Genomic DNA, 24952 nt, shown 5'->3' with positions numbered 1-24952 from the left:
CGCTCGCCAGCCGAGCGCGCCAGCGGCTGCACCAGCAGACGCGCGAGGCCGGTCCTCCGGCGCTGGCGCAGCCGACCGCCTGGGCGCCCCCGGGGTGGACTGGCCGACGGCGGCCGGCTGATGCCAGTGCCGTCCTGCAGCGACGCACTTGCCTGGGCCAGCACGCTCGTCACCACCTTCCAGCCAGCACCGGAACCACCCTCCGCCCCGGCGCGCATGCCACGCCGCCCCGGTGCCGTGCCCCGCGGCCTGCAGAGCCGCATTGCACCAGTGCCGGCGCGGTCGTGGCGCCGGCCTGGAGCGTCGCTTGCCGACGCGCCCTCGCCAGCTCGACGATGGCCCGCGCGATGGCCTCGGCCCACCTGCCTGGCGCAGCCACGCCTCCACCGCCCACGACGACGCTCTGTCCCTCCTCCCGGCGCCCTCCCCCCGTCGCCCCACCCCAGCAGCGGTCGCCGTCCTACCGCGGCGACAGCGCCTGGCGATCGTCCAGATCGAAGGCCGCCGCCCGCCGGCCGCCCACGGACGGGGACCTGCGCCGGGCCCTGCCGCCACCTGCCCATGGACACCCGGTGAGCCGGGCAGGCGCCACCCCAGCCCGGCGGCGCCCACCCGTCGCCCGGCGTGCGAGGCCAGCACATACCCGGTGCCCGTGCGGGCGGTCGGCCCGAGCCGGACCCGACGCCCACCCGCCACCCCCAGCCCCCCAGGTCGCCGGCGCCATCCCACTCGCCCCAGCCATCAGGCGGCACCCCCCCCGGGGCGCGCGCGCCGGTGCCAGCGTCCGCGCACCCATCGAGGCCCACTCGGCACCGGCAGCGCCGCCGGGCCGCGCCCGCACGACGGACCCACAGCCATGCTGACGAGGAACGGGGTGCAGCCACGCCAGCCCGGTCCTCGGTCGACGTCCGCAGCCACCAGCGCCACCATCGGCGGCGCCAAGAGTGCCAGCTGCGCTCGGCGTTCCAGACGAAGGCGGCAGCCTGCGATCCGGTCGATCAGCCCCGCCCGCGGGGCCCTGCGCCGACCTGGTGAGGCGGGTCGGCCCGCGTGACATCCACAGTCTGGAGGCGGACGGCGGGTGACCCGGACGAATTGGCTCGAACGGTCGCGGACGCGGGCGCCGGCGGTCGGGAGCCTCTCAACTGACGCGAATCCAGGCCGCACCCTGCCCGAGGCGGCCCGAACCCTGCCGGGCAGCATCCCTCCCTGCCGCTGCCCGCCTGGACGGTCCGTGCCCGCGCGGAGCAGCGGCGTCTGCCCGAAACGCTGGGCGCCCCGACAACGCCTCACGCCGAAGTCGCCCGGCCCACGGCGCCTGCGGCCAGGCTGCGCCCCCACCACCTCGCCACAGACCGCCAGCGCCTGGTCGGGCCCTGCTGCGCTCGACACCTCGCCCCCCCCCCCCCCCCCCCCGCGCGCGTTTTCCCCCGGCGCGCCCACGCCCCCCCTCCACCCCCCCACCCCCCGACTCCCCCACACCCCCACCCGCCCGGCCGCCCCATGCGCGACCCCCACATTCCTCCGACACCGCCACCCCGCCCCCCCCCCCCCCCCCCCGTCCCCGCCACCCCCCGCCCTCCCATGGCGGACCTCTCACCCGCCCATGGCGGACCGCGTCCGACTGGCTCGCCGCCGAAGCGCTCGGTGGCCAGATCTCTCAAGCGATCGAACAGCTGGTGGACGCCGTGCTGCACCTGCAGCAACCCGCGCCGTCGACCCCTGCAGCGCCTGCAGCAGACCCGGCGGCCCTGGCCGCACTGGAACGCCGGGTACAGGCGCTGGAGCAGCAGACCCAACTGGCCCAGGCCTGCCAGGAGCTGACGCGCACCGCGCAGTTCCATCCCAAGGAACGCAGCGTCGTCTTCGTCGGCACCACCTACTTCGGCTGCAACGTCAAGTACGCCTGGCTGGCCTTCCGCGAACGCGCCCGGCAGGAGGGCATCACCGCCTGGTTCCTGCCGCAGACCGCGCAGCAGGAACAGGCGGTGACCTCGCTGGGAGAGGCCTGCTTTCCGCTGAACCCGAACGACTGGAGCACGGAACATGTCCACGCCGCCCTGTCCGCGGCCGTCGTGGTGACCTGCGACCACCTGCTCAACCCGAACCCCTACGCCGCCGCGCTGCTGGCTGGCGCTCGCCACGTGCAGCTCTGGCACGGCATCTCGATCAAGGAAATCGGCCTGCGCAACCTCGCGCCATTGCGCCAGATGTCCGCGCGCTTCGCCCGGGTGCTGTCCACCTGCGGTCCCTACACCCGCCTGGTCGGCACCTCGGCCGCGCAGGAGCCGGAATGGCGCCGCTGGTTCGGCTTCGCGCAGTACGCCCCGATCGGCTACCCGCGCAACGACGTGCTGCTGCGCGAGCCGGACGCCGCCGACCTGCTGAACGTCGACCAGGACATCTACACGCTGGCGCGCAAGACCCGTGCAGCGGGACAGCGCGTGGTGCTCTATGCCCCGACGTTCCGGGATGCCCGGCGCGGCACCTGGCTGCTCGAATCCGGGCTGGAGCAGCTGGCGCAAGGACTGGCCAAGCGTGGCGACCTGCTGATCGTCAACGTGCACCCGGTCGAATCCCCGCTGATTCCCCAGCTCGCCCTGGCCATTCCCACAGCCCGCTTCGTCACGCCGCGCACCGACCTGTACCCCGTGATGCGCGAGACCTCGCTGCTGATCACCGACTACTCCTCGGTGATGTTCGACTACCTGCTGCTGGACCGGCCCATCGTGCTGTTCCGGCCGGACCACCAGGACTACATCACCCGCTCGCGCCAGCTCTTCGACGCCAAGCTGGACGAACACCCTGGCCCGCTCGCCACATCGGCGAAGGCCTTGCTGGACATGCTGCGCCAGCCGGACGCACAGGCCGGCAAGTTCGCCCACGTCCGCGCCGCGATGCGCCAGCGCCTGTTCGACCACACGGACGGCCGGGCAGGCGAGCGTTTCTGCGACCTGGTGCTGGACGAGCTGGCCGCTGCGCTGTGACACCCCTCGGGAGCCCCCCATGACCCAGACCCCGACCTTGACCCAGATCCACACCCAGGTCCAGTTCCTGGGTGGCCCGGCACGCCTGCGGCATCCCGCCCGGCTGCACTCCATCGCGCTCACCTACGGCACCTACGACCTGTTCCACATCGGACATGTCCGGCTGTTCGAGCGCATCAAGCAGCGCTACGACTGGCTGGTCGTGGCCGTGTCCACCGACGAGTTCAATGCGGTCAAGGGCAAGCGCTCGGTCGTGCCCTATGCGGACCGGGTCGCCATGATCCAGGCCTGCCGCCATGTCGACGAAGTCATCGCCGAACGCGACTGGGCACAGAAGGCCCGCGACATCGAAGCCTACGGCGCGGATGCGCTGGTGATGGGCAGCGACTGGACCGGGCACTTCGACGAATTCCGGACGCTGTGTGACGTGGTCTACCTGCCGCGCACCGACCATGTGTCCAGCACGGAGCTGAAGACAGACATCGTCTCCCGTGCCCTCGCCCCGACACCCACCACGATCTGAGGCGCGACCATGCCCGCCACCCTGCGACGTCCGTCGGCTCTGCGCGCCCCGCGCCCCATCCCGCTGAAGACATCGCCTCCGCGCCTGGGGATGTCCGCCCAGCGTCTGCCGTGGCCCCTGCCCGCGCTGCTGTGCTGGGCGCTCGCCTGGGGACACTGGCTGGGGCTGCAGTCACTGGGCCTGCGCGCGGGACTGGCGTTTGCCTGTGCGGTGCTGATCGGCGGGGCGCTGGCGATGCTGGCGGCGTCGCGCTGGCGCCGGCTGATGATCGTCGCCGGTTTCCCGCTGTCCTTCGCGCTCAGCGGGCTGGCCAGCGGCTGGTCGGCGGTGTGGTGGCTGCTGCCGCTGGTGCTGCTGGCGGTGGCGTATCCGGTGCGGGCGTGGTCCGATGCGCCCCTGTTCCCGACCGGCACCACGGCGCTGGACGGCCTCGACGAGCTGATCGCCCTGCCACCGAACGCCCATGTGCTGGATGCCGGTTGCGGCCTCGGCCACGGCCTGCAGGCCTTGCGCCGGGTCTGGCCTCAAGCGCGTCTGGAAGGCATCGAATGGAGCCTCCCCTGGCGGCTGATCGCCGCACTGCGCTGCCCCTGGGCACAGATCCGCCAGGGCGACATGTGGGCGCAGTCCTGGGCCGAGCACGATCTGGTCTACCTCTTCCAGCGCCCGGAGAGCATGCCGCGCGCCGTCGAGAAGGCCCGCCGCGAGATGCGCCCAGGCAGCTGGCTCGTCAGCCTGGAGTTCGAGGCCAAGGGACTGCGGCCCCACGCCCGTCTGCAGCACCCGGGCCAGCGCCCGGTCTGGGTGTATGCAATCCGTGAAACCCGCCCCGCGACCGGCAGCGGCCTGCACGACGGCAACTCAAGTGCCGAGCCCCACTGACCGATATGCAAATCACGGTGCTGATCGCGGGGCTGCCCGCCTTCGCAGCGCCCCGTGAAGTCATCTGAGGAAAAGGTCTCTCATGTTCGTCATCATCGGCTGGGTCGTTGCCATCGGCTGCATCTTCGGCGTGTACGCCATGCACGGCGGCAACATGCAGGTCATCATCAAGGCCCTGCCTTTCGAGATGCTCACCATCTTCGGCGGTGCGCTCGGGGCCTTTGTCGCCAACAACCAGATGAAGGTGCTGAAGGCAGCGGGCCGGGGTCTGGCGGGCTGTTTCAAGGCCTCCAAGCACTCCAAGGCCCGCGCGATGGAGCTGCTGGCGATGTTGTTCGAGATCCTGCAGAAGACCCGCAAGGAAGGGTTGATGTCGATCGAAAAGGACATCGAAGACCCGCACGCCTCGGCGCTGTTCCAGAAGTTTCCCGTCGTGGGCAATGACCACCACGTCACCGAATTCGTCTGCGACTACCTGCGCATGATGGTCTCGGGCAACCTGAACGCCCATGAGATCGAGGCCCTGATGGACACCGAGCTGGAGACCCACCACCACGAGACCCATGGCGCTGCCGCTGCCATCGCGCGGCTGGCGGGTGCGCTGCCCGCCTTCGGCATCGTGGCCGCGGTGCTGGGTGTCGTGAACACCATGGGCTCGGTGGGCCAGCCGCCGGCGGTGCTGGGCGGGATGATCGGCTCGGCGCTGGTCGGCACCTTCCTGGGCATCCTGCTGGCCTACGGTTTCGCGGAGCCGCTGGCCGGGCTGATGGAGCAGAAGAACGACGAGGACAGCAAGGAGCTGCAGTGCGTCAAGACCGTGCTGCTGGCCTCGATGCAAGGCTATGCCCCCCAGATCGCCATCGAGTTCGGCCGCAAGGTGCTGTATTCGACCGAGCGCCCGACCTTCTCCGAGCTGGAACAGCACGTCAAGAAGAAGTGACCCCTGTGGAATGCCCGTGCACCTGCGCGCCACGGGCTTCGACGACGACGTGACCCCTGGAGATTCCGATGGCAGGTGATTCCAAGAAACTGCAGCCCATCATCATCAAGAAGGTGAAGAAGGGTGGCCATGGTGCCCATGGTGGCGCCTGGAAGATCGCCTACGCCGACTTCGTGACGGCCATGATGGCGTTCTTCCTGCTGATGTGGCTGCTGGGCTCCACCACCGAAGGCGACAAGAAGGGGCTGCAGGACTACTTCCAGTCCCCATTGAAGATCTCCCTCCTGGGCGGGGGCTCCGGCTCAGGTGACTCTTCGTCGGTCATCCGGGGCGGCGGCGAGGACATCAACCGCGCGGGCGGTCAGGTCAGGCGCGGCGAGACCGAGGCAGAGCGCAAGACCTACCAGCTCCAGGCCCTCAAGGCCAACCAGGCCCAGGCCGAGAAGCAGCGACTGGAGAGCCTGCGCGACCGCGTCAAGGAAGTGGTCTCGAACTCGCCTGCCCTGGCGCAGTTCAAGTCGCAGATCCGCCTGGACATGACCCGCGAGGGGCTGCGCATCCAGATCGTCGACGAGCAGAACCGCCCGATGTTCGACAGCGGTCTGGACCAGGTGAAGCCCTACATGCGCGACATCCTGCGCGCCATCGGCAGCGTGCTGACCGAGGTGCCCAACAAGCTCACGCTCGAAGGCCACACCGACGCCCTGCCCTTCTCCAGCGGCGTGGTCGGCTACAGCAACTGGGAGCTGTCCAGCGACCGCGCCAACGCCTCGCGGCGGGAGCTGATCGCGGGCGGGCTGAAGGACGAGCGGGTGCTGCGGGTACAGGGTCTGTCCGCCAGCGTGCCCTTCGACAAGCAGGATCCGCGCAATCCCGTGAACCGCCGCATCAGCATCATCGTGATGACACGCGAAGCCGAGGAGCGCTTCTACGAAAGCGGCGACGCACTGACCGTCAATGCCATACCAGCCGAAGCGGCCGAGGCGGCCGCCTCAAGTCCACCAGTTCCTGCCCGATAACACCGTACACGGCCCATTCACGCTGAAGGATTCGTCATGCCAGCCTGCCCCGATCTCCGCTTTCTCGTCGTCGATGATTTCTCCACCATGCGCCGAATCGTGCGCGGACTGCTCAAGGAAATGGGCTGTCAGCACATTGAAGAAGCCGAAGACGGCGTCACCGCCCTGCAAGCCCTGCGCAACAGCCGCATCGACTTCGTCGTCAGCGACATCAACATGCCCAACATGGACGGCTTCGAGCTGCTCGGGCAGATCAAGCAGGATCCGGCGCTCTGCCATATTCCCGTGCTGATGGTGACGGCCGAGGCGCGCAAGGAAGACATCGTCCGGGCAGCCCAGACCGGTGCGGCCGGCTACATCGTCAAGCCGTTCACCAAAGCCACGCTGGAAGAAAAAGTCACCAAGATCATCCAGAAAATGCCTGTGACGGCGTAACCCGCGGAGACCGCCATGACTGACCAGCAAACGCACTACGCATCGCCTGAGGTGATCCGGCAGATCGGTGAACTCACACGAAAGCTGCACGACTCCATCGCACAGATGGGCCTGATGGGAGACCTGCAGGCCGCGACGCAGGCCCTGCCCGATGCGCGCAGCCGACTGAACTACATCGCCAGGAAAACGTCCGAAGCTGCGGAAAAGGTTCTGAATTCGGTCGATGCCGCCAAGCTTGAGCAACGCAGCATCAGCGATGCCGCCGAGTCCATGCGCAAGGAACTCGCCAGCCAGCCACATCAGGACGCAGCGGCGACCCAGAGGCTGCTCGCCTCGATCGCACAGGCCAAGGGCTCGACCGACCGCATCGACGACCACCTGACCAACATCATGGTGGCCCAGGACTTCCACGACCTGACGGGGCAGATCGTCAGCAAGGTCGTCAAGCTCACCGGCGAGCTGGAGCAGAACCTGATCCAGCTGCTCCTCCAGGTTGCACCGGAATACAAGGCCTTGGCCACCGTCCACGAGGAAGATCTGCACGGCCCGGTGGTCGATCCCGGAAACCGCACGGATGTGGTGAACGATCAGAACGAAGTCGACGACCTGCTGGCCCGGATGGGATTCTGAGCACACCGTCCATGCCCATCGGGACGCGGGACGACGAGGCAGTGATGAAGCGGCACTACACTGCGCCGCTCCGTCACTGCCTCTTTCCATTGGCCATGTCCGATCTGCACTCTGCCTTTGTCCAGGCCGTCGCCGACTCGAAGCAACTGCCCGAGCGCCCCGACAACATGACCCTGCTGAAGATCTACGCGCTCTACAAGCAGGCCACCGAAGGCGACGCCAGCGGCGAGCGCCCCGGTTTCACCGACTTCGTCGCCCGCGCCAAGTTCGACGCCTGGGCCGCGCTGGCCGGCACCGGCGCCGACACCGCCCGCCAGGACTACATCGACCTCATCGAATCGCTGAAGTGAGCGGCGAGGCCAGCTCCGCGTCACGCTCCGCCTTGGGCAGCGCGGCCAGCCGGCGCACCTCGGCGTGGAAGCGCGGCCAGTCCCGCCCCATCCGCTCGAACAGCCGCTCGAACGCCGGCACCTGCGCGTTGTAGGCCGCCAGCACCCCCAGCCGCGCGTTGTTGACGCTGTCGAACCAGGCGTCATACGCCCGGTCACCGCCCCAGGATTCATCCCGCCAGCGCGTGTACTCGGCGCGCAGCTCGGCCATCAGCCGCACCTTCTCTCGGCGCTTGTCCTCGTCCGGCAGGGCGCTGCGGTAGAGCGCCTCCAGCCGGTCGCGGGCGCGCATCGTCATCGCGCGGAACTCGGTGCGGCGGCGGTCCAGCGCTGCGGTCGACGCGATCTGCGCCTCGCGGCCGCCCTGCGCCAGCCACTGCTGGCTGCCGAGCCGCTCCACGGCCGTGGCATAGGACTCGTTGAACGTCGTGTCCCCGTCCGCATAGGCGACCTGGTGCGACAGCTCGTGGAAGATCAGCCGTGCCAGATCGACCTCCGCGCCGCGCAGGAAGGTGTTGAGCAGCGGGTCGGCGAAGACGCTGCCCGGCAGCTTGCCCAGCGTCGAATAGGCCGGCACGCCGTAGACATTCGCCTCCCAGCCCTGCGCCCGCAGCGCGGCGGCGAGCGTCTCGGCCTCGGCCTTGTCGAAATAGCCGCGGTAGCCGACACAGCCCAGCACCGGGAAACACCACGTCTTCAGCTTGAGCGACAGCTCGGGCGCGGCCACCACATTCCACACGGCGGCCGACCGCCCGAGGTCGGCATAGCGGCGGTAGCTCGCGTTGTCCGGCAGCGCCAGCGCGCGGCTGGCGTAGTCGCGCAATTCGCGGCTGAGTTCGAGCCGCTGGCGGAGGTCGTCCGGCGTGGCGGGGTCGGCCAGCACGGTGTCCACCGGCCGCGCCGCCGCCAGCATCCGCAGATGGCCCGCCACCGATTGCCACAGGTACCCCGGCCGCCAGGCCGACTCCACATCGTCCGCCGCCGTCGTCGCGCATGCCGACAGCACAGCGGCCAGCATGAGGGCCAGCGTCCGAAGCGCCCTCACCCCGCCGCCTCCACCTCGACCAGCACGTCGTAGAAACACGGCGCCTGCCCGATGTCGGTGAGCTGCTGGTGGGTGACCTCGTTGACGTTGGTGCCGCGCACGCCGAGCTTGCGCCACCAGATGCCCAGGCCGTTGACCACGCCGGGGCGGGCGCGGGTGCTGACACGCGCCGTGCAGTGGTAGCTGCCCCGGTCGTTGAAGACCCGCACCGCCGCCCGGTCGGCCAGCCCGCGCACGGCAGCGTCGTCGGGGTGGATCTCGACGACCGGCTCGGACTCGATGTCGCGCAGGCTCTTCACGTTGACGAAGGTCGAGTTGAGGAAATTGCGCGCTGGCGGCGAGATCATCGCCAGCGGATAGCGCGCCGCCAGCGCCGGCGCCGACGCGACCGACTCCCACGGCGGCACGAAGTCCGGCAGGCCCAGGCCGGGCACGTCGATCTGCACCCGCCCGTCCCGCGTCGGGAAACCGCCCTCGGCAAACGGCGCGTCCGCGATCGGCAGGCTCAGCCAGCCGGGCGACGCCTGCAGCGCCTCATACGTCACCGCGCCGCGCAGCGTCTGGCGCGCCAGGTCCTCGTCGCTGTCGCGGAAACACGGCTCGTCGAAGCCCATCGCGGCGGCCAGACGCCGGAAGATGTCCGTGTTCGGCCGCGACTCGCCGAGCGGCGCGATCGCCGGCTCGTTGAGCAGCACGTCGGTGTGGCCGTAGCTGGTGTGGAGGTCGAGGTGTTCGAGCTGCGTCGTGGCCGGCAGCACGTAGTCGGCGTGGTCGGCGGTGTCGGTCAGGAAGTGTTCGAGCACGACGGTGAACAGGTCATCCCGCGCAAAGCCGCGCACCACCTTCGGCGACTCGGGCGCCACCGCGACCGGGTTGCTGTTGTAGACGATGACCGCCTCGACCTTCGGGCCGAAGCCGGGCGAGGTCTCGCGCAGCAGGTCGTCACCGATCGTGCTCATGTTGAGCGTGCGCGGCGTGCGGCCGGCGAGCAGGTCGGGGCGCTGGCGGGCGGCGTCATCGCGCACCGCGTTGAACCAGCCCGAGGCCGACAGCAGCAGCCCGCCCGCGCGGTGCCGCCACGCGCCCGTCAGGCACGGCAGCAGCGCGATCAGCCGCACCGCGTTGCCGCCGCCGCGCACGCGCTGCATGCCGTAGTTCAGCCGGATCGCGGCGGGCTGCGTCGTGCCCAGGTCGCGGGCCAGGTCACGGATCTGCTCGACCGGCAGGCCGCAGACCTCGGCGGCACGCTCGGGCGGCCACTGCAGCGCACGTTCACGCAGCGCGGGCCAGCCCTCGGCCTGCACATGCGCGTCGAGGTAGGCCTGGTCGAGCCAGCCGTGCACGATCAGCTCGTGCATCAGCGCCAGCGCCAGCGCGCCGTCGGTGCCGGGGCGGAGCTGCAGGTGTGCGTGGCACTTGTCGGCGGTTTCGGTGCGGCGCGGGTCGATGCAGACGAGCTTGGCGCCCGCCCGCTTGGCCTGCTGCGCGAAGGTCCAGAAATGCAGGTTCGACGCGATCGAGTGGCTGCCCCAGATGACGATCAGCCGGCTCTCGGCGAAATGCCGGACGTGCATCCCGACCTTGCCGCCGTAGGTCGCCGCCAGCGCGTCGCCGCCGGCCGAGGCACAGATCGTGCGGTTCAGCAGCGAGGCGCCGAGGCGGTGGAAGAAGCGCGCGGCCATGCTCTCGCCCTGCAGCAGGCCCATCGTGCCGGCGTAGCTGTAGGGCAGGATCGCCTCGGGGTCGCGGGCGGCGATGGCCTTCAGGCGGGTGGCGATGTCGGCGAGTGCTTCGTCCCAGGTGACGGGGACGAACTGGCCGGCGCCTTTCGGCCCGACGCGCTTGAGCGGGGTCAGCACACGCTCCGGGTGATATGTCCGCTCGGCGTAGCGCGAGACCTTGGTGCAGAGCGCGCCGTGGGTGGTCACATGCTCGGCGCGGCCCTGGATGCGCACGACGCGCTCGGTGGCGGGGTCCACGCTGACCTGCATCGCGCAGGTGTCGGGGCAGTCGTGGGGGCAGGCGGCGCGGGTGGTGATCATCATGGTCAAGCGTCAGTGGAGGATTGCCACGGGTTGATGACGGCGACACCCGCCGCCGTGTAAGGGGCCATGTCACGCGAAGCGACCAGAAAGCCGCGTGAGGCCGCGATTGCCGCGATGTAGCCGTCTGGCGTCGGAAATCCACGTCCGTTGTTGCGGGCACGGATGGCCAGCCCGGCATAGCACTGCGCTGCTTCAGTATCGAACGGCAGCACGCGCCCCCGGAACATCCCAAGCACCCCGTCCAGCGCCTGCCCCAGTCCGTCGCGGCGCCGACCCGGTGGCAGCACGCCAATCCCGAACAGCAGTTCCGCCAGTGTCACGCTGGAGATACACAGTGTCTCGACCATCTGATCGTTCAGCCACGCCTGCACGGCAGGGTGCGGCTCGGGCTTCATCGCCTCGGAGACGACGTTGGTGTCGAGGACGATCATTCATCGAACCCCATCGGCACGGCGGGGGTGCGGTCGCGCACACGGTCCAGCACATCGAAGTCGGCGTTGGTGAGGCCGATCTGACGACTCAGCGCCGGGAGCACATCGCCCAGGCGGACACGGTTTTCTGGCTTGACCGCACTGGTGAGGATGGCACGGACCTCGGCTTCGGTGCTGCGACCATGCAGCGCAGCTTGCTGCTTCAGGGCGCGGTGCACGTCGTCGGGGAGGTTGCGGACGGTGAGCATGGCCATGGGGCGCCTCGTCGGATTAGAAATGATGCATGCATATTAGTCATTTGAAGGCATCTTCGCTGTCGTCGCGCCGGTAGCTGATGAAAATACCCGCTATGTCCCGCCCCTCACCTCACTCCCCGCATTCTCCGACACCCCGCTAAGATGCCCTGACCCCCAGCCGCGAGCCCGCCGCCATGAACGCCCCCGACACTGCATCCCTCGTCGCGATCCGCCGCGACCTCCACGCCCACCCCGAACTCTGCTTCGAGGAGGTCCGCACCGCCGACCTGATCGCCCAGACCCTGGCCGGCTGGGACATCACGGTCCACCGCGGCCTCGGCAAGACGGGCGTCGTCGGCATCGTCCAGGGCACGGCCGGCGAGTCCTCGCGCGCGCTCGGCCTGCGCGCCGACATGGACGCGCTGCCGATGACCGAGCACAACCAGTTCCCGCACGCCAGCCGCCACCCCGGCAAGATGCACGCCTGCGGCCACGACGGCCATGTCGCCATGCTGCTGGCCGCCGCACAACAGCTTGTCCAGCAGCGCGACACCTTCGCCGGCACCGTCTACCTCGTCTTCCAGCCGGCCGAGGAAGGCGGCGGCGGCGCCCGCGAGATGATCGACGACGGGCTGTTCACGCGCTTCCCGATGGACGCGATCTTCGGCATGCACAACTGGCCCGGCATGGCGGCAGGCGACTTCGCCATCTGCGACGGCCCGACGATGGCGTCGAGCAACGAGTTCAAGATCACCCTCACCGGCAAGGGCTCGCACGCCGCGCTGCCGCACAACGGGATCGACCCGGTGCCGGTGGCCTGCCAGATGGTGCAGGCCTTCCAGACCATCGTGACGCGCAACAAGAAGCCGACCGACGCCGCCGTCATCTCGGTGACGATGATCCACGCCGGCGAGGCCACCAACGTCGTGCCCGACCACTGCGAGATCCAGGGCACGGTGCGCACCTTCACGCTGGACGTGCTCGACCTGATCGAGCAGCGCATGCAGGCCATCGCGCAGCACACGGCTGCGGCGTTCGGCGCCACCGTCGAGTTCGAGTTCGTGCGCAACTACCCGCCGACGATCAACCACAGCGCCGAGGCCGCGTTCGTGCGCGAGACGATGCGCGCCGTGGTCGGCGACGCGCGCACCCACGCATTCGAGCCGACGATGGGCGCGGAGGATTTCAGCTTCTTCCTGCAGGTCAAGCCGGGGGCCTATTTCGTCATCGGCAACGGCGACGGCGACCACCGCGCGCACGGCCACGGGCTCGGGCCCTGCAACCTGCACAACCCGAACTACGACTTCAACGACGGGCTGATTCCGCAGGGGGCTGCGCTGTGGGTGGCGCTGGCGCGGCGGTGGCTGGAGCAGACGGGCTGACGGGCTGACGAAGAGGCGCCGCTTCAGGCCGCCTCGATCCCCGCCCGCAACGCCAATGCCAGCACGGTCTGCCGCAGGGCCTCGTTGTGTCGCAGCGGCGGCCCCTGGCGTTGTCCGACCAGATCGCCCGCGCGAACCCGGTCACCGAACAGCACGACCGCCCGATCCCGGTCCCGCTGGCGCGACATCCAGACCAAGCCGTCGATCTGCGGTGATTGCCGGTGCAGCGCCTGTGCCCACGTGGCGGTGGCGAGATAGTCGATGGGGGCGCTGCCAATCAGTTCGGCCTTCGGCACCCGCAGGCGATGCAAACCGAGTCGGCCACCGCGGTACCCCGGCAGCATCGACGCCGGGGTTGAAGCTCTCCGGTGGATAGGCCGTGTCATGGACGACATGCAGGAGCGTCCCAGCGGACCAGGTGTCCAGCAACGGGTTCAGCACCGCCAGCGGAGCACGGCAGCTCACGTGGCCCGACCCTGTGCATCACGCCGCGCCGCCTCGACCACGGCCTCGGGTGCCGTGTGCAGCAAGTCCACCGGCCGCGCGGAACCCGGCAGCCAGCCATTGGCTGACGTGAACCACAGTGCGAGCTTCCAAGGGGACTTGTTCGGTCCGAAGGCCGCCAGGATGGACGACATGATCGGCAGTGGCTTGTGGTCCTCGCCGAACTGGAATGCGGGAAAGACCTCGCGCTCCACACCCTCAGCATCCCGGTGACGCAGCGCCAGCACGAGCCGGCGACGCTTCCAGTTGTCGGCCAGCGCGGTGCGGCTGCTGGCACGCGAATGGTGGAGGTCGGCCAGTTGCTCGGCACTGAAATGGCCAAACTCGTTGAGCACCCGGGCATGGCGCTCGGCCAGGCGCTGCGCCATGCGGATGTCCACCACGCTCGGCACCACCATCTGGGCCGTCATGAACTCCACCAGATCGGTCAGCTTGCGCGCACGGGTCGCCTCGGCTTTCTCCTGGAGCAGTTGTCCGAGCAAAGGAAGAATCGCCTCCAGACGCTGCGACAGCTCATCGCCAACGACTTCGAGCTCATACGCATGGGTGCGGCCGGCCGGACTGCGCTCTGCCCGGGTGGGCGAGGCCCGGAACATCAGCACCCCAAGAGGGTCGCTGGAACCAAACGATGCGCGGGCTTCGGGTCGGGCCATGGGGAGATCCCTGCGTTGGAAGAGACTGATGAGATTGATGTGATCATACATAAACCCATCAAACTCATATGAAGCCTCACGAGGCGCTCCAGGAGAGGGTCCATGGCCAGCCGCTCGACTCGGCCACCACATGTCCGGTTAACGTCGGGATCTGTCCGCTTCCAGCCTGACAGACTGATCCCGACAGACGACGATGACCCTCTTCCGACACTCTCTCTCAGGATCTCTGCCATGTCCCGAATCGACACCCCGCAACACCCCACCGCCCTGCTGCTGATCGACGCCCAGCAGTCCTTCCGCGCCCGTCCGTACTGGACCGAGACCGAGGCCCCCGCCTGGCTGGCCGCGACGAACCGCCTCGTCGCCGGCTGCGCGGCCCGCGGCATCCCGGTCGTGCAGGTCTTCCACACCGACGGCCCGGACACCGCCGACAACCCCTTCGCCACCGCCAGCGGCCTGATCCGCCCGATCGACGGACTGGCGCCGTTCGACGCCGCGCTGCGCATCGAGAAACACCGCCACAGCGCGCTCGTCGGCACCGGCCTCGGCGTCTGGCTGCACGAACACGGCGTGCAGCGGCTCATCGTCGCCGGCATCCGCACAGAGCAGTGCTGCGAGACGACGACGCGCCACGCCAGCGACGAGGGCTGGGCGGTGGACTACGTGACCGAGGCGACGCTGACCTTCGAGATGACGACGCCGTCCGGCACCACGCTGACCACCGCCCAGATCCGCGAGCGCACCGAGGCTGTGCTGGCCGGGCGCTTGTACGTATTCAGCCCCCCGGTATTGACACCCGCAAAGCCCTGGGCACGCCGCGTCGAGAAGGACGCAGCGCGAGTTCGAAGATGACCTGAAGGACCGCAGGACCGAGCCTGCGGCCACGCACTCAGCCCGAGGGCACCAGCGACGGCGCCAGACCACCGGTGAAGTGCGCCTGCATCGCCTGACGCAGATACGCCAGCGCATCACGGCCCTGGCGCTTGCAGCTCTCCACCACCGTGTAGCCCCGGGCGATGAACTCCTCGCCCCGGCGTGATCTCGTCAGCCCCGAGATCTTGCGCTTGAGCACGATGGTGCGCAGCGCCTGCTCGGCGGCGTTGTTGGTCGGCGGCACGGCCGCGTCGCTCACGAACGTCCACAGCGCCGGCCAGAGCTTGAGCACGTTGGCGCAGGTCAGTGCGGTGCGCTGGCAGGCGCCGGCGATGCCGCGCTCCAGCGCCCGGCGCACGTGGTGCTGCACCTGCGCCATCTGCGCGGCGACCTGCTGGTCCTTGCGGTGCCAGCGCCGGAACAGCACATAGCCCAGCCCCAGCAGTCGGCGCCCGATCCGTCCGGCCTGCCCCGCACGTTGACTGATGCGCGTGAAGTCCCGCAGCAGGTGCGCCCAGCACACCTGCCGCTGCGCGGCGTCCACCCAGTCGTACACCGCATAGCGGTCCGTGACCAGCTTGGCCTTCGGGCTCTCGCCCAGCATCTCCTTGGCCACGTAGCGCGCCCGCGAAGACCAGAGCTGGTACACCACCAGCTTGGGCTGCGTCACCGTCCACACCCAGTGCCGCCCCGCGCCTTCTCGCGCGTAGCTGGTCTCGTCCACATGCACCACCGGCGCTGCGGCCAGCGTCTTCACCGCCGCCTGCACCGGCTCCTTCAACGCCTGCGCCACCAGCCCGTGCGCCTGCGAGATCGCCCCCACGCTGAACCGCACCCCCAGCACCTGCGCCAGCAGATCCCGGATCTTGGGCTGCGTCAGGTGGTACGCCGTGCCCAGCAGCCCCACCAGGGCCAGCGCCCTCGGCCCGATCTGTCCGCGCGGCACCCCCGCCGGCAACACCGATGCGTGTGTCTTGCGGCAGTGCCCGCACACCCCGTGGTACAGCCGGTACTCCTGCACCTCGGCCTTCACCTGTGCCGGCACGTCGAACACCTGGTGCCGTATCGGCCGCCCCGCCGCCACCGGACCGCCACACTCGCATGCCGCAGGCGGCGGGCAGTCGTGGATCACGTCCACCTCGGACTCCGCCAGCAGCGCCCGGTACGTGCCCTTGTGCCCAGGCTGCGCGCCCCGCACCCGGCCGCTGGTCCGGCGTTGTGCCCGGTTGCCGCTGTCCCCCGGCCCGTCCGACGATGGCGGCTTCGACGAGTTGCGTGAGTTCAGCTTCTTGTCCAGCAGCGCACTGACCTGCTCGCGCAGCTTCGCCAGCTCCTGCCCCATCTGCTCGATCACCGCGTGGCATTGCTCCAGCGTCTCGGGCTTGTTCGGCACTGCGGTGGCCTCACGGCCAGGGGCTTCGGGTTGGTCCATCCCAGCACTCTCCGCCTCGCTCGCTCCGCGCGCTACCCGGACTTCACCGGCTTGACGATGTTGTCAATGCCGGGGGGCTGAATACGTACGGGCGCTTCGCGACGGTCCGCACGGTGGACGAGGTACTGGCCAGCGTCTGACACAGCCAGGATCGCCATGATCGACGTGCTCTTCCTCGTCCTGCCCGACACGCTGCTGCTGGACATCGCCGGCCCGGCCGAGGCGTTCCGGCTGGCCAACCAGGCGCTGCGGCGGCGCGGTCAGCCCGAGGCCTTCCACCTGCGCTACGCCGGACCGCAGGCCCAGGCGGACTCGTCCGTCGGGCTGCGGCTGGCGGCGCTGGAGCCGCTGCCGGTGGCGTTCACGCGGCCGACCTGGGTCGTGCTGCTGGGGCGGCCGGGCGAGGCATGCGAGGTGATCGGGCATGGCGCGGCGTGGATGGACACGCGGCGCTGGCTGGCGCAGTGCGTCGCGCCCCGGCTGGTGGCGACGAGTTCCGAGGCAGGCGGGCTGCGCCTGCTGACGGTGTGCAGCGGCGCATTGCTGGCCGCAGACGCCGGCCTGCTCGCCGGGCGGCAGGTGACGACCCACCACGAGTTGCTCGACGACCTGCAGGCGCTCGCGCCGACAGCGCGCGTGCAGGCCAACCGTGTCTTCGTCGAGGACGGCGCCGTACTGACCAGCGCGGGTGTCACGGCCGGCATCGACCTGGCGCTGCACGGCATCGCGCAGGTCTGCGGCGAGGTGATCGCCGCCGCCGTGGCGCAGGTGATGGTGGTGTTCGCGCGGCGCGGGGGGCAGGCGCCACAAGCCTCGGCGCTGCTCGCCCACCGCGACCACCTGCACCCGGCGGTCCACCGCGTGCAGGACGCCGTCTGCGCCGCCCCGGCCGAGCCGTGGGACAGCCCGCGCATGGCCGCCGTGGCGCATGTGACCGAGCGGCATCTGGCGCGGCTGTTCCGGCTGCACACGGGGCTGTCGCCGCGGGCCTATGTCGAGCGGGTGCGCAGCGCGCTGGCCGGGCAGGCGCTGGCGCAGGGGCACAGCGCCCCACAGGCGGCAGCGCTGGCCGGGTTTTCCGGCGCCCGCCAGATGCGGCAGGCGCTGGAGCGCTAGCCGGCCGGCTTCAGCCCCGCAGGCGGGTCAGCAGCGCGGCGGTCGAGCCGTCCAGCCCGCCCGTGTCGCCGCTGGCGAAGCGCGGCAGCAACTGGTTGCACAGCGCCTTGCCCAGCTCCACGCCCCACTGGTCGAAGCTGTTGATGCCCCACAGCGCGCCGCTGGTCCAGACGCGGTGTTCGTACAGCGCGATCAGCGCGCCCATCGCCGCCGGCGTCAGGCGGTCGAGCACCAGCGTCGTGCTCGGCCGGTTGCCGGGGAAGGTGCGGTGGCGGGCCAGGGTCAGCGCGTCCAGCGCGGCCGAGGCGGTGGGCGGCGCCTTCTCGGCCTGCGCCTCGTCGGTGGACTTGCCGAGCATCAGCGCCTGGCTCTGCGCGAGGCAGTTGGCGAGCAGCTTGTGGTGCTGGTCGGCCAGCCCGGCGCGCACGGCCTCCGGCAGGCCCAGCACGCCGTCGGCGCTGTAGCACGGCGTCTTCACCGCGATGAACTCGACCGGGATCACGTCCGTGCCCTGGTGCAGCATCTGGAAGTAGGCATGCTGGCCGTTGGTGCCGGCTTCGCCCCAGACGACCGGCGAGGTGCCGAACGGCAGCGCGGCGCCGTCCAGGTCCACGCACTTGCCGTTGGACTCCATCTCCAGTTGCTGCAGGTAGGCCGGCAGCCGGCGCAGACCCTGGTGGTAGGGCGCCACCGAGCGGCTGGTGTAGCCGTGGAAGTTGCGGTACCAGACATCGAGCAGGCCGAGCTGGACCGGCAGGTTCTCTTCCAGCGGCGCTTCGGCGAAATGGCGGTCCATCGCGTGCGCGCCGGCCAGCAGCGCGCGGAAGTTCTCGGCCCCGATCGCCAGCGCGATCGGCAGCCCGATCGCGCTCCACAGCGAATAGCGCCCGCCCACCCAGTCCCAGAACCCGAACGTCGTCGTGATGCCGAACTTCGCTGCTGCCGCCACGTTGGTGGTGGTGGCCGCGAAGTGCTTGGCGATCGCCGCCTCGCCGCCCTCGCCGTAACCGGCCAGGAACCAGGCGCGGGCGACTTCGGCGTTGGCCATCGTCTCCTGCGTCGTGAAGGTCTTGGAGGCGACGATGACGAGGGTTTCACGCGGGTCCAGCTTGCGCAGCACCGGCACGATGTCATGGCCGTCGACGTTGGAGACGAAGTGCAGCTGCAGTCCGCGGTGCGCGAAGGCGTCGAGCGCCGGCACGACCATCTGCGGCCCGAGGTCCGAGCCGCCGATGCCGATGTTCACGACATGGCAGATGCCGCTGGTGGCCGTGTCGCGCACCTGCTCGACATAGGCCAGCAGCCGGTCCAGCACCTCGTGCACATCGTCGCTGAACGGCGCCGCACCACGCGGAGCGCGCAGCGCGGTGTGCAGCACGGCGCGGCCCTCGGTGTGGTTGATCGGCTCGCCGGCCAGCATCGCGTCACGGCGCGGCCCGATCTGGCACTCGCGGGCCAGCGCCAGCAGCAGCCCGCGCGTCTCGGCATCCCAGTGGTTCTTCGACAGGTCGGCGAACACCTCGGGGGCGCTCAGCGAGAACGCCTCGGCGCGCGTGGCGTCCTCGGCGAAGGCGGGGCGCAGGTCGAAGCTGCGACCGCTCTGGGCGAACTGCGCGGTCAGCGCGGTCCAGGCGGCGGTCTGGTCGCAACGCGGGGCTTGCATGGTCGGTCTCCTCGGTGGAACAGCGGGATTACAGCGACAGGATCATCTGGTCGAGCTTGCCGGCATCGACCGCGAAGGCGCGGATGCCTTCGGCCAGCTTCTCGGTGGCCATCGCGTCCTCGTTGAGGGCGTAGCGGAACGAGGCTTCGTTGTACGACACGGCGTGGACCGGCGCAGCCTGTGCGGCAGCGGGGTCGAGGGCCCGCACGATCGGCGCCTCGCTGGCCTGCAGTTGCGCCAGCAGGTCCGGGCTGATCGTCAGCAGGTCGCAGCCAGCCAGCGCGGTGATCTGGCCGACGTTGCGGAAGCTGGCACCCATCACCTCGGTCGGGATGCCGAACTTCTTGTAGTAGGTGTAGATCTGGGCCACGGACTGCACACCAGGATCATTCGCCCCGGCCATCGCCGCCTCGTCCCACTTGGCGCCGGCCGACTTCTTGTACCAGTCGTAGATCCGGCCGACGAAGGGCGAGATCAGTTGCACACCCGCCTCGCCGCAGGCCACCGCCTGACAGAACGCGAACAGCAGCGTCAGGTTGCAGTGGATGCCTTCGCGCTCCAGGATGCGCGCGGCCTGGATGCCTTCCCAGGTCGAGGCGATCTTGATGAGCACGCGGTCGCGGCCGATGCCCGCCGCCTCGTACAGCGCGATCAGGCGGTGCGCACGGGCGACCGTGGCGGCGGTGTCGAAGCTCAGGCGGGCATCGACTTCGGTCGACACACGACCCGGCACCACCTTCAGGATCTCCAACCCAAAGCGCACCAGCACCTGGTCGACCACCTCGTCCAGCGGCAGGCCGCGGTGGGCGGCGACCGTCTCGGCCAGCAGCGGCGCGTAGTCGGGCTGCTGCACGGCCTTGAGGATGAGCGAGGGATTGGTGGTCGCGTCCTGCGGGGCGAACTGGGCGAGCTGCTTGAAGTTGCCCGTGTCGGCGACGACGGTGGTGAATTGCTTGAGTTGGTCGAGCTGGTGCATGGCCTGGTGTCGTTTCGAGGTGAATCGAGCGGGATCTAGCCGGTTCGCGGCGATCCGCAATTAGAACCCGAGACCGCCGCCACGCACGGACAAGCCGGTTACGGGCGCCGTGTGGCAGCGCACGATTGACCTTGCGAAGAAACTGGTGCATCATATTTTCTGAAACTGGGTTACACAACCTGAACCAACCTCTTTCTCTTTCCGAGGCCCTGCATGTCCTTCGATCTCGTCTTCTTCGGTGGCACCGGCGACCTGACGTGGCGCAAACTGATGCCCGCGCTGTTCCAGGCCTTCCGCCACGGCAAGCTGCCGGAAGGGGGCCGCATCCTCGCCGTGGCCCGTGATGAGCGCAGCGACGACAGCTACCGCGCCTTCATCAAGGAACGCTTCAGCGAGGTCGAAAGCTCCAAGCGCCCGACGGACGAGGAGTTCGCCCGCTTCGCAGAGCTGCTCCACTACCGGCGCATGGACCTCTCGCAGCCGCAGGACTATGCCGGCCTGAAGGACTGGATCGACACCCGAGGTGCCGACACCGCCGTGCTCTATCTGGCGACCAGCCCGCACCTGTTTCCCGCCATCTGCGAACAGCTCGGCAACGCCGGGCTGAACACGCCCCGTGTCCGGGTCGTGCTGGAAAAGCCGCTGGGACACGACCTGAAGAGCGCGCAGGAGATCAACCGGGTCGTGCGTTCGGTGTTCCGCGAGGAACAGGCGTTCCGCATCGACCACTACCTGGGCAAGCCGAGCGTGCAGAACCTGATGGCGCTGCGCTTCGGCAACGCGCTGTTCGAGCCGCTGTGGCGCCGCGAGAGCATCGCCAACATCCAGATCACGCTGGCCGAATCGCTGGGTGTGGGCACGCGCGGGGATTTCTATGACCGCACCGGCGCCCTGCGCGACATGGTGCAGAACCATGCGCTGCAGCTGCTGACGATGATCGCCATGGAGCCGCCCTCGACCAACAACGCCGACGCGATCCGCGACGAGAAGCTCAAGGTGCTGAAGTCGCTCAAGCCCTTCACGCCGGAATCGGTGGCGCGCGACGTGATCCGTGGCCAGTACCGAGCGGGCAATGTCGGCGGGCAGGCCGTGCCGGGCTACCAGCAGGAAGTCAAGGTGCCCGAGGGCAGCCACTGCGAGACCTTCGTGGCCCTGCGCACCGAGGTGCAGAACTGGCGCTGGGCGGGCGTGCCCTTCTACCTGCGCACCGGCAAGCGGCTGGCGGCGCGTGACGCGCAGATCGTGGTCAACTTCCGCGAGGTGCCACACCCGATCTTCCCGGGCTCGCACCGCGCCAACAAGCTGGTCATCAAGCTGCAGCCGGAAGACGGGCTGGAGCTGCACCTGCTGGCCGCCAAGGGCAGCGGCACCAGCGACACGCTGGCGCCGGTGTCGCTGGACCTCGACTTCGACAAGGCCTTCGCCGCCGAACGGGTGGGCGCCTACGAGCGGCTGCTGCTGGACGCCATCGCCGGCCGACTCAACCTCTTCGTGCGCAGCGACGAGCAGGAGCAGGCCTGGCGCTGGGTCGAGCCCATCCTGGACGCCTGGCAGCGCGAAAGCAGCGGCGGCGGCGAAGGGCCGCGCGGCTATGCCGCAGGCAGCTGGGGACCGGCCGCAGCCAGCGCGCTGGTGGCCCGCGATGGCCACGCCTGGAGCGAGGAGCAGTGACGTGAACACCTCGCCATCGTCCTCCTCGTCGCTGCCGCCCATGCTGGACCGGATCCGCGCCTCGCTGCCGGCCTTGTCGCCTGCCGAGCAGCGGGTGGGCAAACTCGTGCTGGCGGATGCGCGCAGCTTCGCCAGTCTGCCGGTGGCCGAGCTGGCCGAGCGCTCGCACGTCAGCAAGCCGACGGTGGTGCGGTTTTGCCGCAGCATCGGCTACGACGGGCTGGCCGACTTCAAGCTGAAGCTCGCTGGCACGGTCAACGAGGGCGTTCCCTTTGTCCACCGCTCCGTCGACGAAGACGACAAACCCGCCGATCTGGTCGTCAAGGTGATCGACAACGCGGTCAGCGCGCTGCTGAAGTACCGCAACGACGCCACCGCGCACGCCTTCGACCGGGCCATCGAGGCGCTGACCGAGGCCGCCCGCGAAAGGCGCCGCATCGAGTTCTACGGTGTCGGCAACTCCGGCATCGTCGCCCACGATGCCGAGCACAAGTTCTTCCGCCTGGGCGTGAACGCGGTGGCCTACAACGACGCGCATGTGCAGGTGATGGCCGCGACGATGGTCGGGCCCGGTGACTGCGTGGTGGTGATCTCGAACTCGGGACGCAGCCGCGATCTGCTGGATGCGCTGGAGATCGCGCGCCGAAAAGGCGCCACCACCATCGTCATCACCGCCAGTGGCTCGCCGCTGGCCCATCAGGCGCAGATCCTGCTGAGCGTGGACCACCCCGAGGACTACGACCGCTACAGCCCGATGGTCAGCCGCCTGCTGCACCTGACGGTGATCGACATCCTGACCACCGGCGTGGCCCTCCGGCTCGGCCCGGAACTGCGGCCGATGCTGCAGGAGATCAAGAAGAACCTGCGCGCCAAGCGCTACGCGGCGCCCTGAGTGCCCAGTGCCACCAGTTCGCTGATGCCGTAAAGCCGCGCCAGCTCGTTCAGCCGCGGGGGCATGCCCACCAGGCGGCATGACCGGCCAGCCTGGGCCGCACACCGGTGCAGCCCGACCAGCACACCCAGTGCGCTCGAATCGAACTGCACAAGCGCGCTGGCATCGAGTTCGATCGCCGCGGGCGCGCCAGGCTGTGCGGCGAGTTCTGCTGCCAGCGCCTGCAGCACACCACGCGCCTCGCGCAGGGTGATCCGTTCGGGCAGTCGCATTGCCGTCATGGTGCCGGCTCTCAACCCTTGCCGGCCGCAGCCTTGTTCTTCTCGGCCAGCTTGGCGATCAGGCCGTCGATGCCGGACGCGGAGATTTCCTGCGCGAAGCTGGCGCGGTAGGACTCGACCAGCCAGACCCCCAGCACGTTCACGTCGTAGATCTTCCAGCCCTCGCCCGCCTTGGCCAGACGGTAGTCGAGCTGGATCGGCTCGCCCTTGCCCTTGATCTCGGAGCGCACCACCACTTCGACATCTTCCGGCTTGGCACGCAGTGGCTTGAGTTCGACCGTCTGGTCGCGAACCTGGGTCAGTGCGCCGGCGTAGGTGCGCACCAAGAGCGTCTTGAATTCTTCCTGCAGACGCTTTTGCTGCTCCGGCGTGGCCTGGCGCCAGTAGCGACCGACCGACGAGGAGGTCATGCGCTGGAAATCGACACCGGGCAGGATCTTGGCATCCACCAGCGCCTGGATGCGCTTGGTGTCACCCGCCTGGATGGCCTTGTCCGCCTTGACCGCCTCGATCACTTCGCCCGAGATCTGCTTGATCCAGGCGTCCGGTGCAGTCTGTGCGTGGGCGACGGCGGAGGCCAGCACGAGCGTGGCAGTGGCAATCAGCGAGGTCCATCGACTCTTCAACATGGCATTCCTTTCAGCGACCACCCAGGTCGGGCAGCCGATCTTCAACGTTCGGAGGGAGGGTCCGGTTGTCAGCGAACCGTGGAGGCAGGAGCAGCCGACGCTGCAGGCGCCACAGGTTCCGGCGCCGATGCAGGCATGTCGTCGACGTCTTCTTCGTCGGGCGGGTTGCCGTCATAGACCAGACTGCGGCGGCGTTGCAGGTAGGCATTGCGCACGAAGGCGTACTTGTCGAGCGCGATGTCGTCGATCAGTCCTGTGGCCGACAACAGACCGGCACGGGTGCTGACCAGACGAATCCCGGTCATCGTGTTGCGGGTCAGGGACACGCTGACCAGCGACTCCGGCGTCGCCTTCATGTCCACCGGCAAGCCGACCGAGTCGCGCACGGTGGACGGTCCCAGGATCGGCCAGACGATGTAGGCGCCAGTGGGCACGCCCCAGCGCCCCAGCGTCTGGCCGAAGTCTTCGCCGTGGCGCTCGAAGCCCAGTTCGGTGGCGATGTCCATCACGCCGGCAAAGCCGAAGACCGTGTTGGTGCCGAAGCGCATCACGTCGCTGAAGCCATCGGCGAACCGGCCCTGCAGGAACAGGTTCACCGCCGACCAGGCGTCCTTGACGTTGCCGAAGAAGTTCGACACCGCCAGCCGCACCGGCGAGGGCAGCGTCGCCTGGTAGACCTGCGCCACCGGCTTGAGCACGGCACTGTCGACCGCCTCGTTGAACGCGAACACCTTGCGGTTCACCGTCTCCAGCGGATCGGGGCGCTGCGCCGTCGCACAACCCGCGAGCAGGGTGGCGCTGCACAAGAGTGCGGCGGTCGCCGCCCTCATGGCTTGTCGGCTGTCGCGTTGCCCGCGTCGGCCGCCTTGTTGAACAGGAACTGGCTGATCAAGGTCTCCAGCACCACCGCCGACTGTGTCTGCGTGATCACGTCACCCGCCAGCAGCGTCTTGTCGGACGCGCCCGGCTCGATGCCCAGGTACTGCTCCCCCAGCAAGCCTGCCGTGAGGATCTTGACCGAGCTGTCCTTGGGAAAGGCAAAACGCTGCTCCATTTCCATCTCCACGGTCGCCTGGAAGGACTTGTCATCGAAGCTGATGCGCGTCACCCGGCCCACCACGACGCCGGCACTCTTGACGGCCGCGCGCGCCTTCAGCCCGCCGATGTTGTCGAAACGCGCCGAGACGCGGTAGACCGGCTCGAACGACAGGCTCAGCAAGTTGCCGGCCTTCAGTGCCAGAAACAGCAGGGCGGCTGCGCCGATGACGACGAACAGTCCCACCCAGAGGTCATGTCGGGATTTCTGCATGTGGTTTTT

The 24952-nt window shown here is 69.3% G+C and carries 26 protein-coding genes; 13 read left to right on the top strand and 13 right to left on the bottom strand.

The features are described 5' to 3' along the window. Window positions 1–1679: 1679 nt before the first annotated feature. The 8 genes from U5O44_RS15675 to U5O44_RS15640 all read left to right on the top strand — a co-directional run bounded on the left by U5O44_RS15675 (window position 1680) and on the right by U5O44_RS15640 (window position 7766). Window positions 1680–2987 (top strand): CDP-glycerol glycerophosphotransferase family protein, encoded by a 1308-nt coding sequence (locus U5O44_RS15675; RefSeq protein WP_322589357.1) that lies wholly within the window; start codon window positions 1680–1682, stop codon window positions 2985–2987. Window positions 2988–3006: 19 nt separating this feature from the next. Next, entirely contained in the window at window positions 3007–3510 is a 504-nt protein-coding gene (locus U5O44_RS15670; RefSeq protein WP_322588518.1) for an FAD synthase family protein, read from the top strand. A 9-nt stretch (window positions 3511–3519) separates the two neighbouring features. Next, window positions 3520–4392 (top strand): class I SAM-dependent methyltransferase, encoded by an 873-nt coding sequence (locus tag U5O44_RS15665; RefSeq protein WP_322588519.1) that lies wholly within the window; start codon window positions 3520–3522, stop codon window positions 4390–4392. Between the two features lie 82 nt (window positions 4393–4474). Beyond that, a complete protein-coding gene (motA, locus tag U5O44_RS15660) occupies window positions 4475–5332 on the top strand; it encodes a flagellar motor stator protein MotA (RefSeq protein ID WP_322588520.1) in 858 nt (285 codons plus the stop codon). Between the two features lie 68 nt (window positions 5333–5400). Then, window positions 5401–6351 carry a flagellar motor protein MotB gene (motB, locus tag U5O44_RS15655; RefSeq protein ID WP_322588521.1) on the top strand — a complete coding sequence of 317 codons (951 nt, stop codon included), beginning with the start codon at window positions 5401–5403 and terminating at the stop codon, window positions 6349–6351. Between the two features lie 36 nt (window positions 6352–6387). Then, complete coding sequence (gene cheY / locus U5O44_RS15650; protein ID WP_322588522.1) at window positions 6388–6786, top strand: chemotaxis response regulator CheY; 399 nt, start codon at window positions 6388–6390, stop codon at window positions 6784–6786. A gap of 15 nt (window positions 6787–6801) precedes the next feature. Beyond that, a complete protein-coding gene (locus U5O44_RS15645) occupies window positions 6802–7416 on the top strand; it encodes a protein phosphatase CheZ (protein WP_322588523.1) in 615 nt (204 codons plus the stop codon). A 95-nt stretch (window positions 7417–7511) separates the two neighbouring features. Beyond that, complete coding sequence (locus U5O44_RS15640) at window positions 7512–7766, top strand: acyl-CoA-binding protein (protein ID WP_322588524.1); 255 nt, start codon at window positions 7512–7514, stop codon at window positions 7764–7766. Here the strand turns inward: U5O44_RS15640 and U5O44_RS15635 are convergent. Genes U5O44_RS15635 through U5O44_RS15620 form a run of 4 tightly spaced genes read right to left on the bottom strand, consistent with a single transcriptional unit; the run spans window position 7747 to window position 11580 of the window. Next, a complete protein-coding gene (locus tag U5O44_RS15635) occupies window positions 7747–8850 on the bottom strand; it encodes an aminopeptidase (RefSeq protein WP_322588525.1) in 1104 nt (367 codons plus the stop codon). The genes U5O44_RS15640 and U5O44_RS15635 overlap by 20 nt on opposite strands. Further along, window positions 8847–10895 carry a molybdopterin-containing oxidoreductase family protein gene (locus tag U5O44_RS15630; RefSeq protein ID WP_322589356.1) on the bottom strand — a complete coding sequence of 683 codons (2049 nt, stop codon included), beginning with the start codon at window positions 10893–10895 and terminating at the stop codon, window positions 8847–8849. Before U5O44_RS15630 ends, U5O44_RS15635 begins: the two co-directional genes overlap by 4 nt. 2 nt (window positions 10896–10897) lie before the next feature. After that, window positions 10898–11326, bottom strand: coding sequence for a type II toxin-antitoxin system VapC family toxin (locus tag U5O44_RS15625; RefSeq protein WP_322589355.1), 429 nt, complete (start codon window positions 11324–11326; stop codon window positions 10898–10900). Next, window positions 11323–11580, bottom strand: coding sequence for a FitA-like ribbon-helix-helix domain-containing protein (locus U5O44_RS15620; RefSeq protein WP_322589354.1), 258 nt, complete (start codon window positions 11578–11580; stop codon window positions 11323–11325). Before U5O44_RS15620 ends, U5O44_RS15625 begins: the two co-directional genes overlap by 4 nt. Before the next feature lie 176 nt (window positions 11581–11756). Here U5O44_RS15620 and U5O44_RS15615 point away from each other — a divergent pair, with 176 nt between their 5' ends. Further along, window positions 11757–12944 (top strand): M20 aminoacylase family protein, encoded by a 1188-nt coding sequence (locus U5O44_RS15615; protein ID WP_322589353.1) that lies wholly within the window; start codon window positions 11757–11759, stop codon window positions 12942–12944. Window positions 12945–12967: 23 nt separating this feature from the next. Here U5O44_RS15615 and U5O44_RS15610 read toward each other — a convergent pair whose 3' ends face one another. Beyond that, the gene (locus tag U5O44_RS15610) at window positions 12968–13240 is read right to left on the bottom strand and encodes an RES domain-containing protein (RefSeq protein ID WP_322589352.1); all 273 of its coding nucleotides are present in this window, start codon (window positions 13238–13240) and stop codon (window positions 12968–12970) included. A 165-nt stretch (window positions 13241–13405) separates the two neighbouring features. Then, entirely contained in the window at window positions 13406–14101 is a 696-nt protein-coding gene (locus U5O44_RS15605) for a hypothetical protein (RefSeq protein WP_322589351.1), read from the bottom strand. Window positions 14102–14332: 231 nt separating this feature from the next. Here U5O44_RS15605 and U5O44_RS15600 point away from each other — a divergent pair, with 231 nt between their 5' ends. Next, complete coding sequence (locus U5O44_RS15600; protein ID WP_322589350.1) at window positions 14333–14953, top strand: cysteine hydrolase family protein; 621 nt, start codon at window positions 14333–14335, stop codon at window positions 14951–14953. 37 nt (window positions 14954–14990) lie between these two features. Here U5O44_RS15600 and tnpC read toward each other — a convergent pair whose 3' ends face one another. Then, window positions 14991–16406, bottom strand: a complete 1416-nt coding sequence (gene tnpC, locus U5O44_RS15595; protein ID WP_322586439.1) for an IS66 family transposase — start codon at window positions 16404–16406, stop codon at window positions 14991–14993. Window positions 16407–16562: 156 nt separating this feature from the next. Here tnpC and U5O44_RS15590 point away from each other — a divergent pair, with 156 nt between their 5' ends. Next, window positions 16563–17522 carry a GlxA family transcriptional regulator gene (locus tag U5O44_RS15590; protein WP_322589349.1) on the top strand — a complete coding sequence of 320 codons (960 nt, stop codon included), beginning with the start codon at window positions 16563–16565 and terminating at the stop codon, window positions 17520–17522. 10 nt (window positions 17523–17532) lie between these two features. Here the strand turns inward: U5O44_RS15590 and pgi are convergent, their stop codons facing one another. Beyond that, complete coding sequence (gene pgi, locus U5O44_RS15585) at window positions 17533–19185, bottom strand: glucose-6-phosphate isomerase (protein ID WP_322589348.1); 1653 nt, start codon at window positions 19183–19185, stop codon at window positions 17533–17535. A 28-nt stretch (window positions 19186–19213) separates the two neighbouring features. Beyond that, window positions 19214–20161: a transaldolase gene (gene tal / locus U5O44_RS15580; protein WP_322589347.1), complete on the bottom strand. Its 948-nt coding sequence runs from the start codon at window positions 20159–20161 to the stop codon at window positions 19214–19216. A gap of 213 nt (window positions 20162–20374) precedes the next feature. On the opposite strand from tal, the gene zwf reads away from it, so the two are divergent. Together zwf and U5O44_RS15570 are read left to right on the top strand one after the other, a co-directional pair. Further along, entirely contained in the window at window positions 20375–21832 is a 1458-nt protein-coding gene (gene zwf, locus U5O44_RS15575; RefSeq protein WP_322589346.1) for a glucose-6-phosphate dehydrogenase, read from the top strand. A 40-nt stretch (window positions 21833–21872) separates the two neighbouring features. Continuing rightward, window positions 21873–22724: a MurR/RpiR family transcriptional regulator gene (locus U5O44_RS15570; RefSeq protein ID WP_322590513.1), complete on the top strand. Its 852-nt coding sequence runs from the start codon at window positions 21873–21875 to the stop codon at window positions 22722–22724. Here U5O44_RS15570 and U5O44_RS15565 read toward each other — a convergent pair. From U5O44_RS15565 to mlaD, 4 genes are all read right to left on the bottom strand, one after another. Then, complete coding sequence (locus U5O44_RS15565; protein WP_322589345.1) at window positions 22709–23005, bottom strand: STAS domain-containing protein; 297 nt, start codon at window positions 23003–23005, stop codon at window positions 22709–22711. The genes U5O44_RS15570 and U5O44_RS15565 overlap by 16 nt on opposite strands. An 11-nt stretch (window positions 23006–23016) precedes the next feature. Next, window positions 23017–23634, bottom strand: coding sequence for an MlaC/ttg2D family ABC transporter substrate-binding protein (locus U5O44_RS15560; RefSeq protein ID WP_322589344.1), 618 nt, complete (start codon window positions 23632–23634; stop codon window positions 23017–23019). A 68-nt stretch (window positions 23635–23702) separates the two neighbouring features. Continuing rightward, window positions 23703–24464 carry an MlaA family lipoprotein gene (locus U5O44_RS15555; protein ID WP_322589343.1) on the bottom strand — a complete coding sequence of 254 codons (762 nt, stop codon included), beginning with the start codon at window positions 24462–24464 and terminating at the stop codon, window positions 23703–23705. Then, the gene (gene mlaD, locus U5O44_RS15550) at window positions 24461–24943 is read right to left on the bottom strand and encodes an outer membrane lipid asymmetry maintenance protein MlaD (protein WP_322589342.1); all 483 of its coding nucleotides are present in this window, start codon (window positions 24941–24943) and stop codon (window positions 24461–24463) included. The genes U5O44_RS15555 and mlaD overlap by 4 nt, the downstream gene beginning before the upstream one ends. Window positions 24944–24952 lie beyond the last annotated feature (9 nt).

This window comes from Sphaerotilus sp., from assembly GCF_034519685.1.
In the GTDB taxonomy this organism is placed as follows: Bacteria; Pseudomonadota; Gammaproteobacteria; order Burkholderiales; family Burkholderiaceae_C; genus Sphaerotilus.
This window is presented reverse-complemented; position numbering and strand designations above follow the sequence as displayed.

Coding starts and splice junctions, on each gene's coding strand:
- U5O44_RS15670 (WP_322588518.1), top strand. CDS start 3,007: ATGACCCAGACCCCGACCTTGACCCAGATCCACACCCAGGTCCAGTTC.
- U5O44_RS15665 (WP_322588519.1), top strand. CDS start 3,520: ATGCCCGCCACCCTGCGACGTCCGTCGGCTCTGCGCGCCCCGCGCCCC.
- motA (WP_322588520.1), top strand. CDS start 4,475: ATGTTCGTCATCATCGGCTGGGTCGTTGCCATCGGCTGCATCTTCGGC.
- motB (WP_322588521.1), top strand. CDS start 5,401: ATGGCAGGTGATTCCAAGAAACTGCAGCCCATCATCATCAAGAAGGTG.
- cheY (WP_322588522.1), top strand. CDS start 6,388: ATGCCAGCCTGCCCCGATCTCCGCTTTCTCGTCGTCGATGATTTCTCC.
- U5O44_RS15645 (WP_322588523.1), top strand. CDS start 6,802: ATGACTGACCAGCAAACGCACTACGCATCGCCTGAGGTGATCCGGCAG.
- U5O44_RS15640 (WP_322588524.1), top strand. CDS start 7,512: ATGTCCGATCTGCACTCTGCCTTTGTCCAGGCCGTCGCCGACTCGAAG.
- U5O44_RS15630 (WP_322589356.1), bottom strand. CDS start 10,895: ATGATGATCACCACCCGCGCCGCCTGCCCCCACGACTGCCCCGACACC.
- U5O44_RS15625 (WP_322589355.1), bottom strand. CDS start 11,326: ATGATCGTCCTCGACACCAACGTCGTCTCCGAGGCGATGAAGCCCGAG.
- U5O44_RS15620 (WP_322589354.1), bottom strand. CDS start 11,580: ATGGCCATGCTCACCGTCCGCAACCTCCCCGACGACGTGCACCGCGCC.
- U5O44_RS15615 (WP_322589353.1), top strand. CDS start 11,757: ATGAACGCCCCCGACACTGCATCCCTCGTCGCGATCCGCCGCGACCTC.
- U5O44_RS15605 (WP_322589351.1), bottom strand. CDS start 14,101: ATGGCCCGACCCGAAGCCCGCGCATCGTTTGGTTCCAGCGACCCTCTT.
- U5O44_RS15600 (WP_322589350.1), top strand. CDS start 14,333: ATGTCCCGAATCGACACCCCGCAACACCCCACCGCCCTGCTGCTGATC.
- tnpC (WP_322586439.1), bottom strand. CDS start 16,406: ATGGACCAACCCGAAGCCCCTGGCCGTGAGGCCACCGCAGTGCCGAAC.
- U5O44_RS15590 (WP_322589349.1), top strand. CDS start 16,563: ATGATCGACGTGCTCTTCCTCGTCCTGCCCGACACGCTGCTGCTGGAC.
- pgi (WP_322589348.1), bottom strand. CDS start 19,185: ATGCAAGCCCCGCGTTGCGACCAGACCGCCGCCTGGACCGCGCTGACC.
- tal (WP_322589347.1), bottom strand. CDS start 20,161: ATGCACCAGCTCGACCAACTCAAGCAATTCACCACCGTCGTCGCCGAC.
- zwf (WP_322589346.1), top strand. CDS start 20,375: ATGTCCTTCGATCTCGTCTTCTTCGGTGGCACCGGCGACCTGACGTGG.
- U5O44_RS15570 (WP_322590513.1), top strand. CDS start 21,873: ATGCTGGACCGGATCCGCGCCTCGCTGCCGGCCTTGTCGCCTGCCGAG.
- U5O44_RS15565 (WP_322589345.1), bottom strand. CDS start 23,005: ATGACGGCAATGCGACTGCCCGAACGGATCACCCTGCGCGAGGCGCGT.
- U5O44_RS15560 (WP_322589344.1), bottom strand. CDS start 23,634: ATGTTGAAGAGTCGATGGACCTCGCTGATTGCCACTGCCACGCTCGTG.
- U5O44_RS15555 (WP_322589343.1), bottom strand. CDS start 24,464: ATGAGGGCGGCGACCGCCGCACTCTTGTGCAGCGCCACCCTGCTCGCG.
- mlaD (WP_322589342.1), bottom strand. CDS start 24,943: ATGCAGAAATCCCGACATGACCTCTGGGTGGGACTGTTCGTCGTCATC.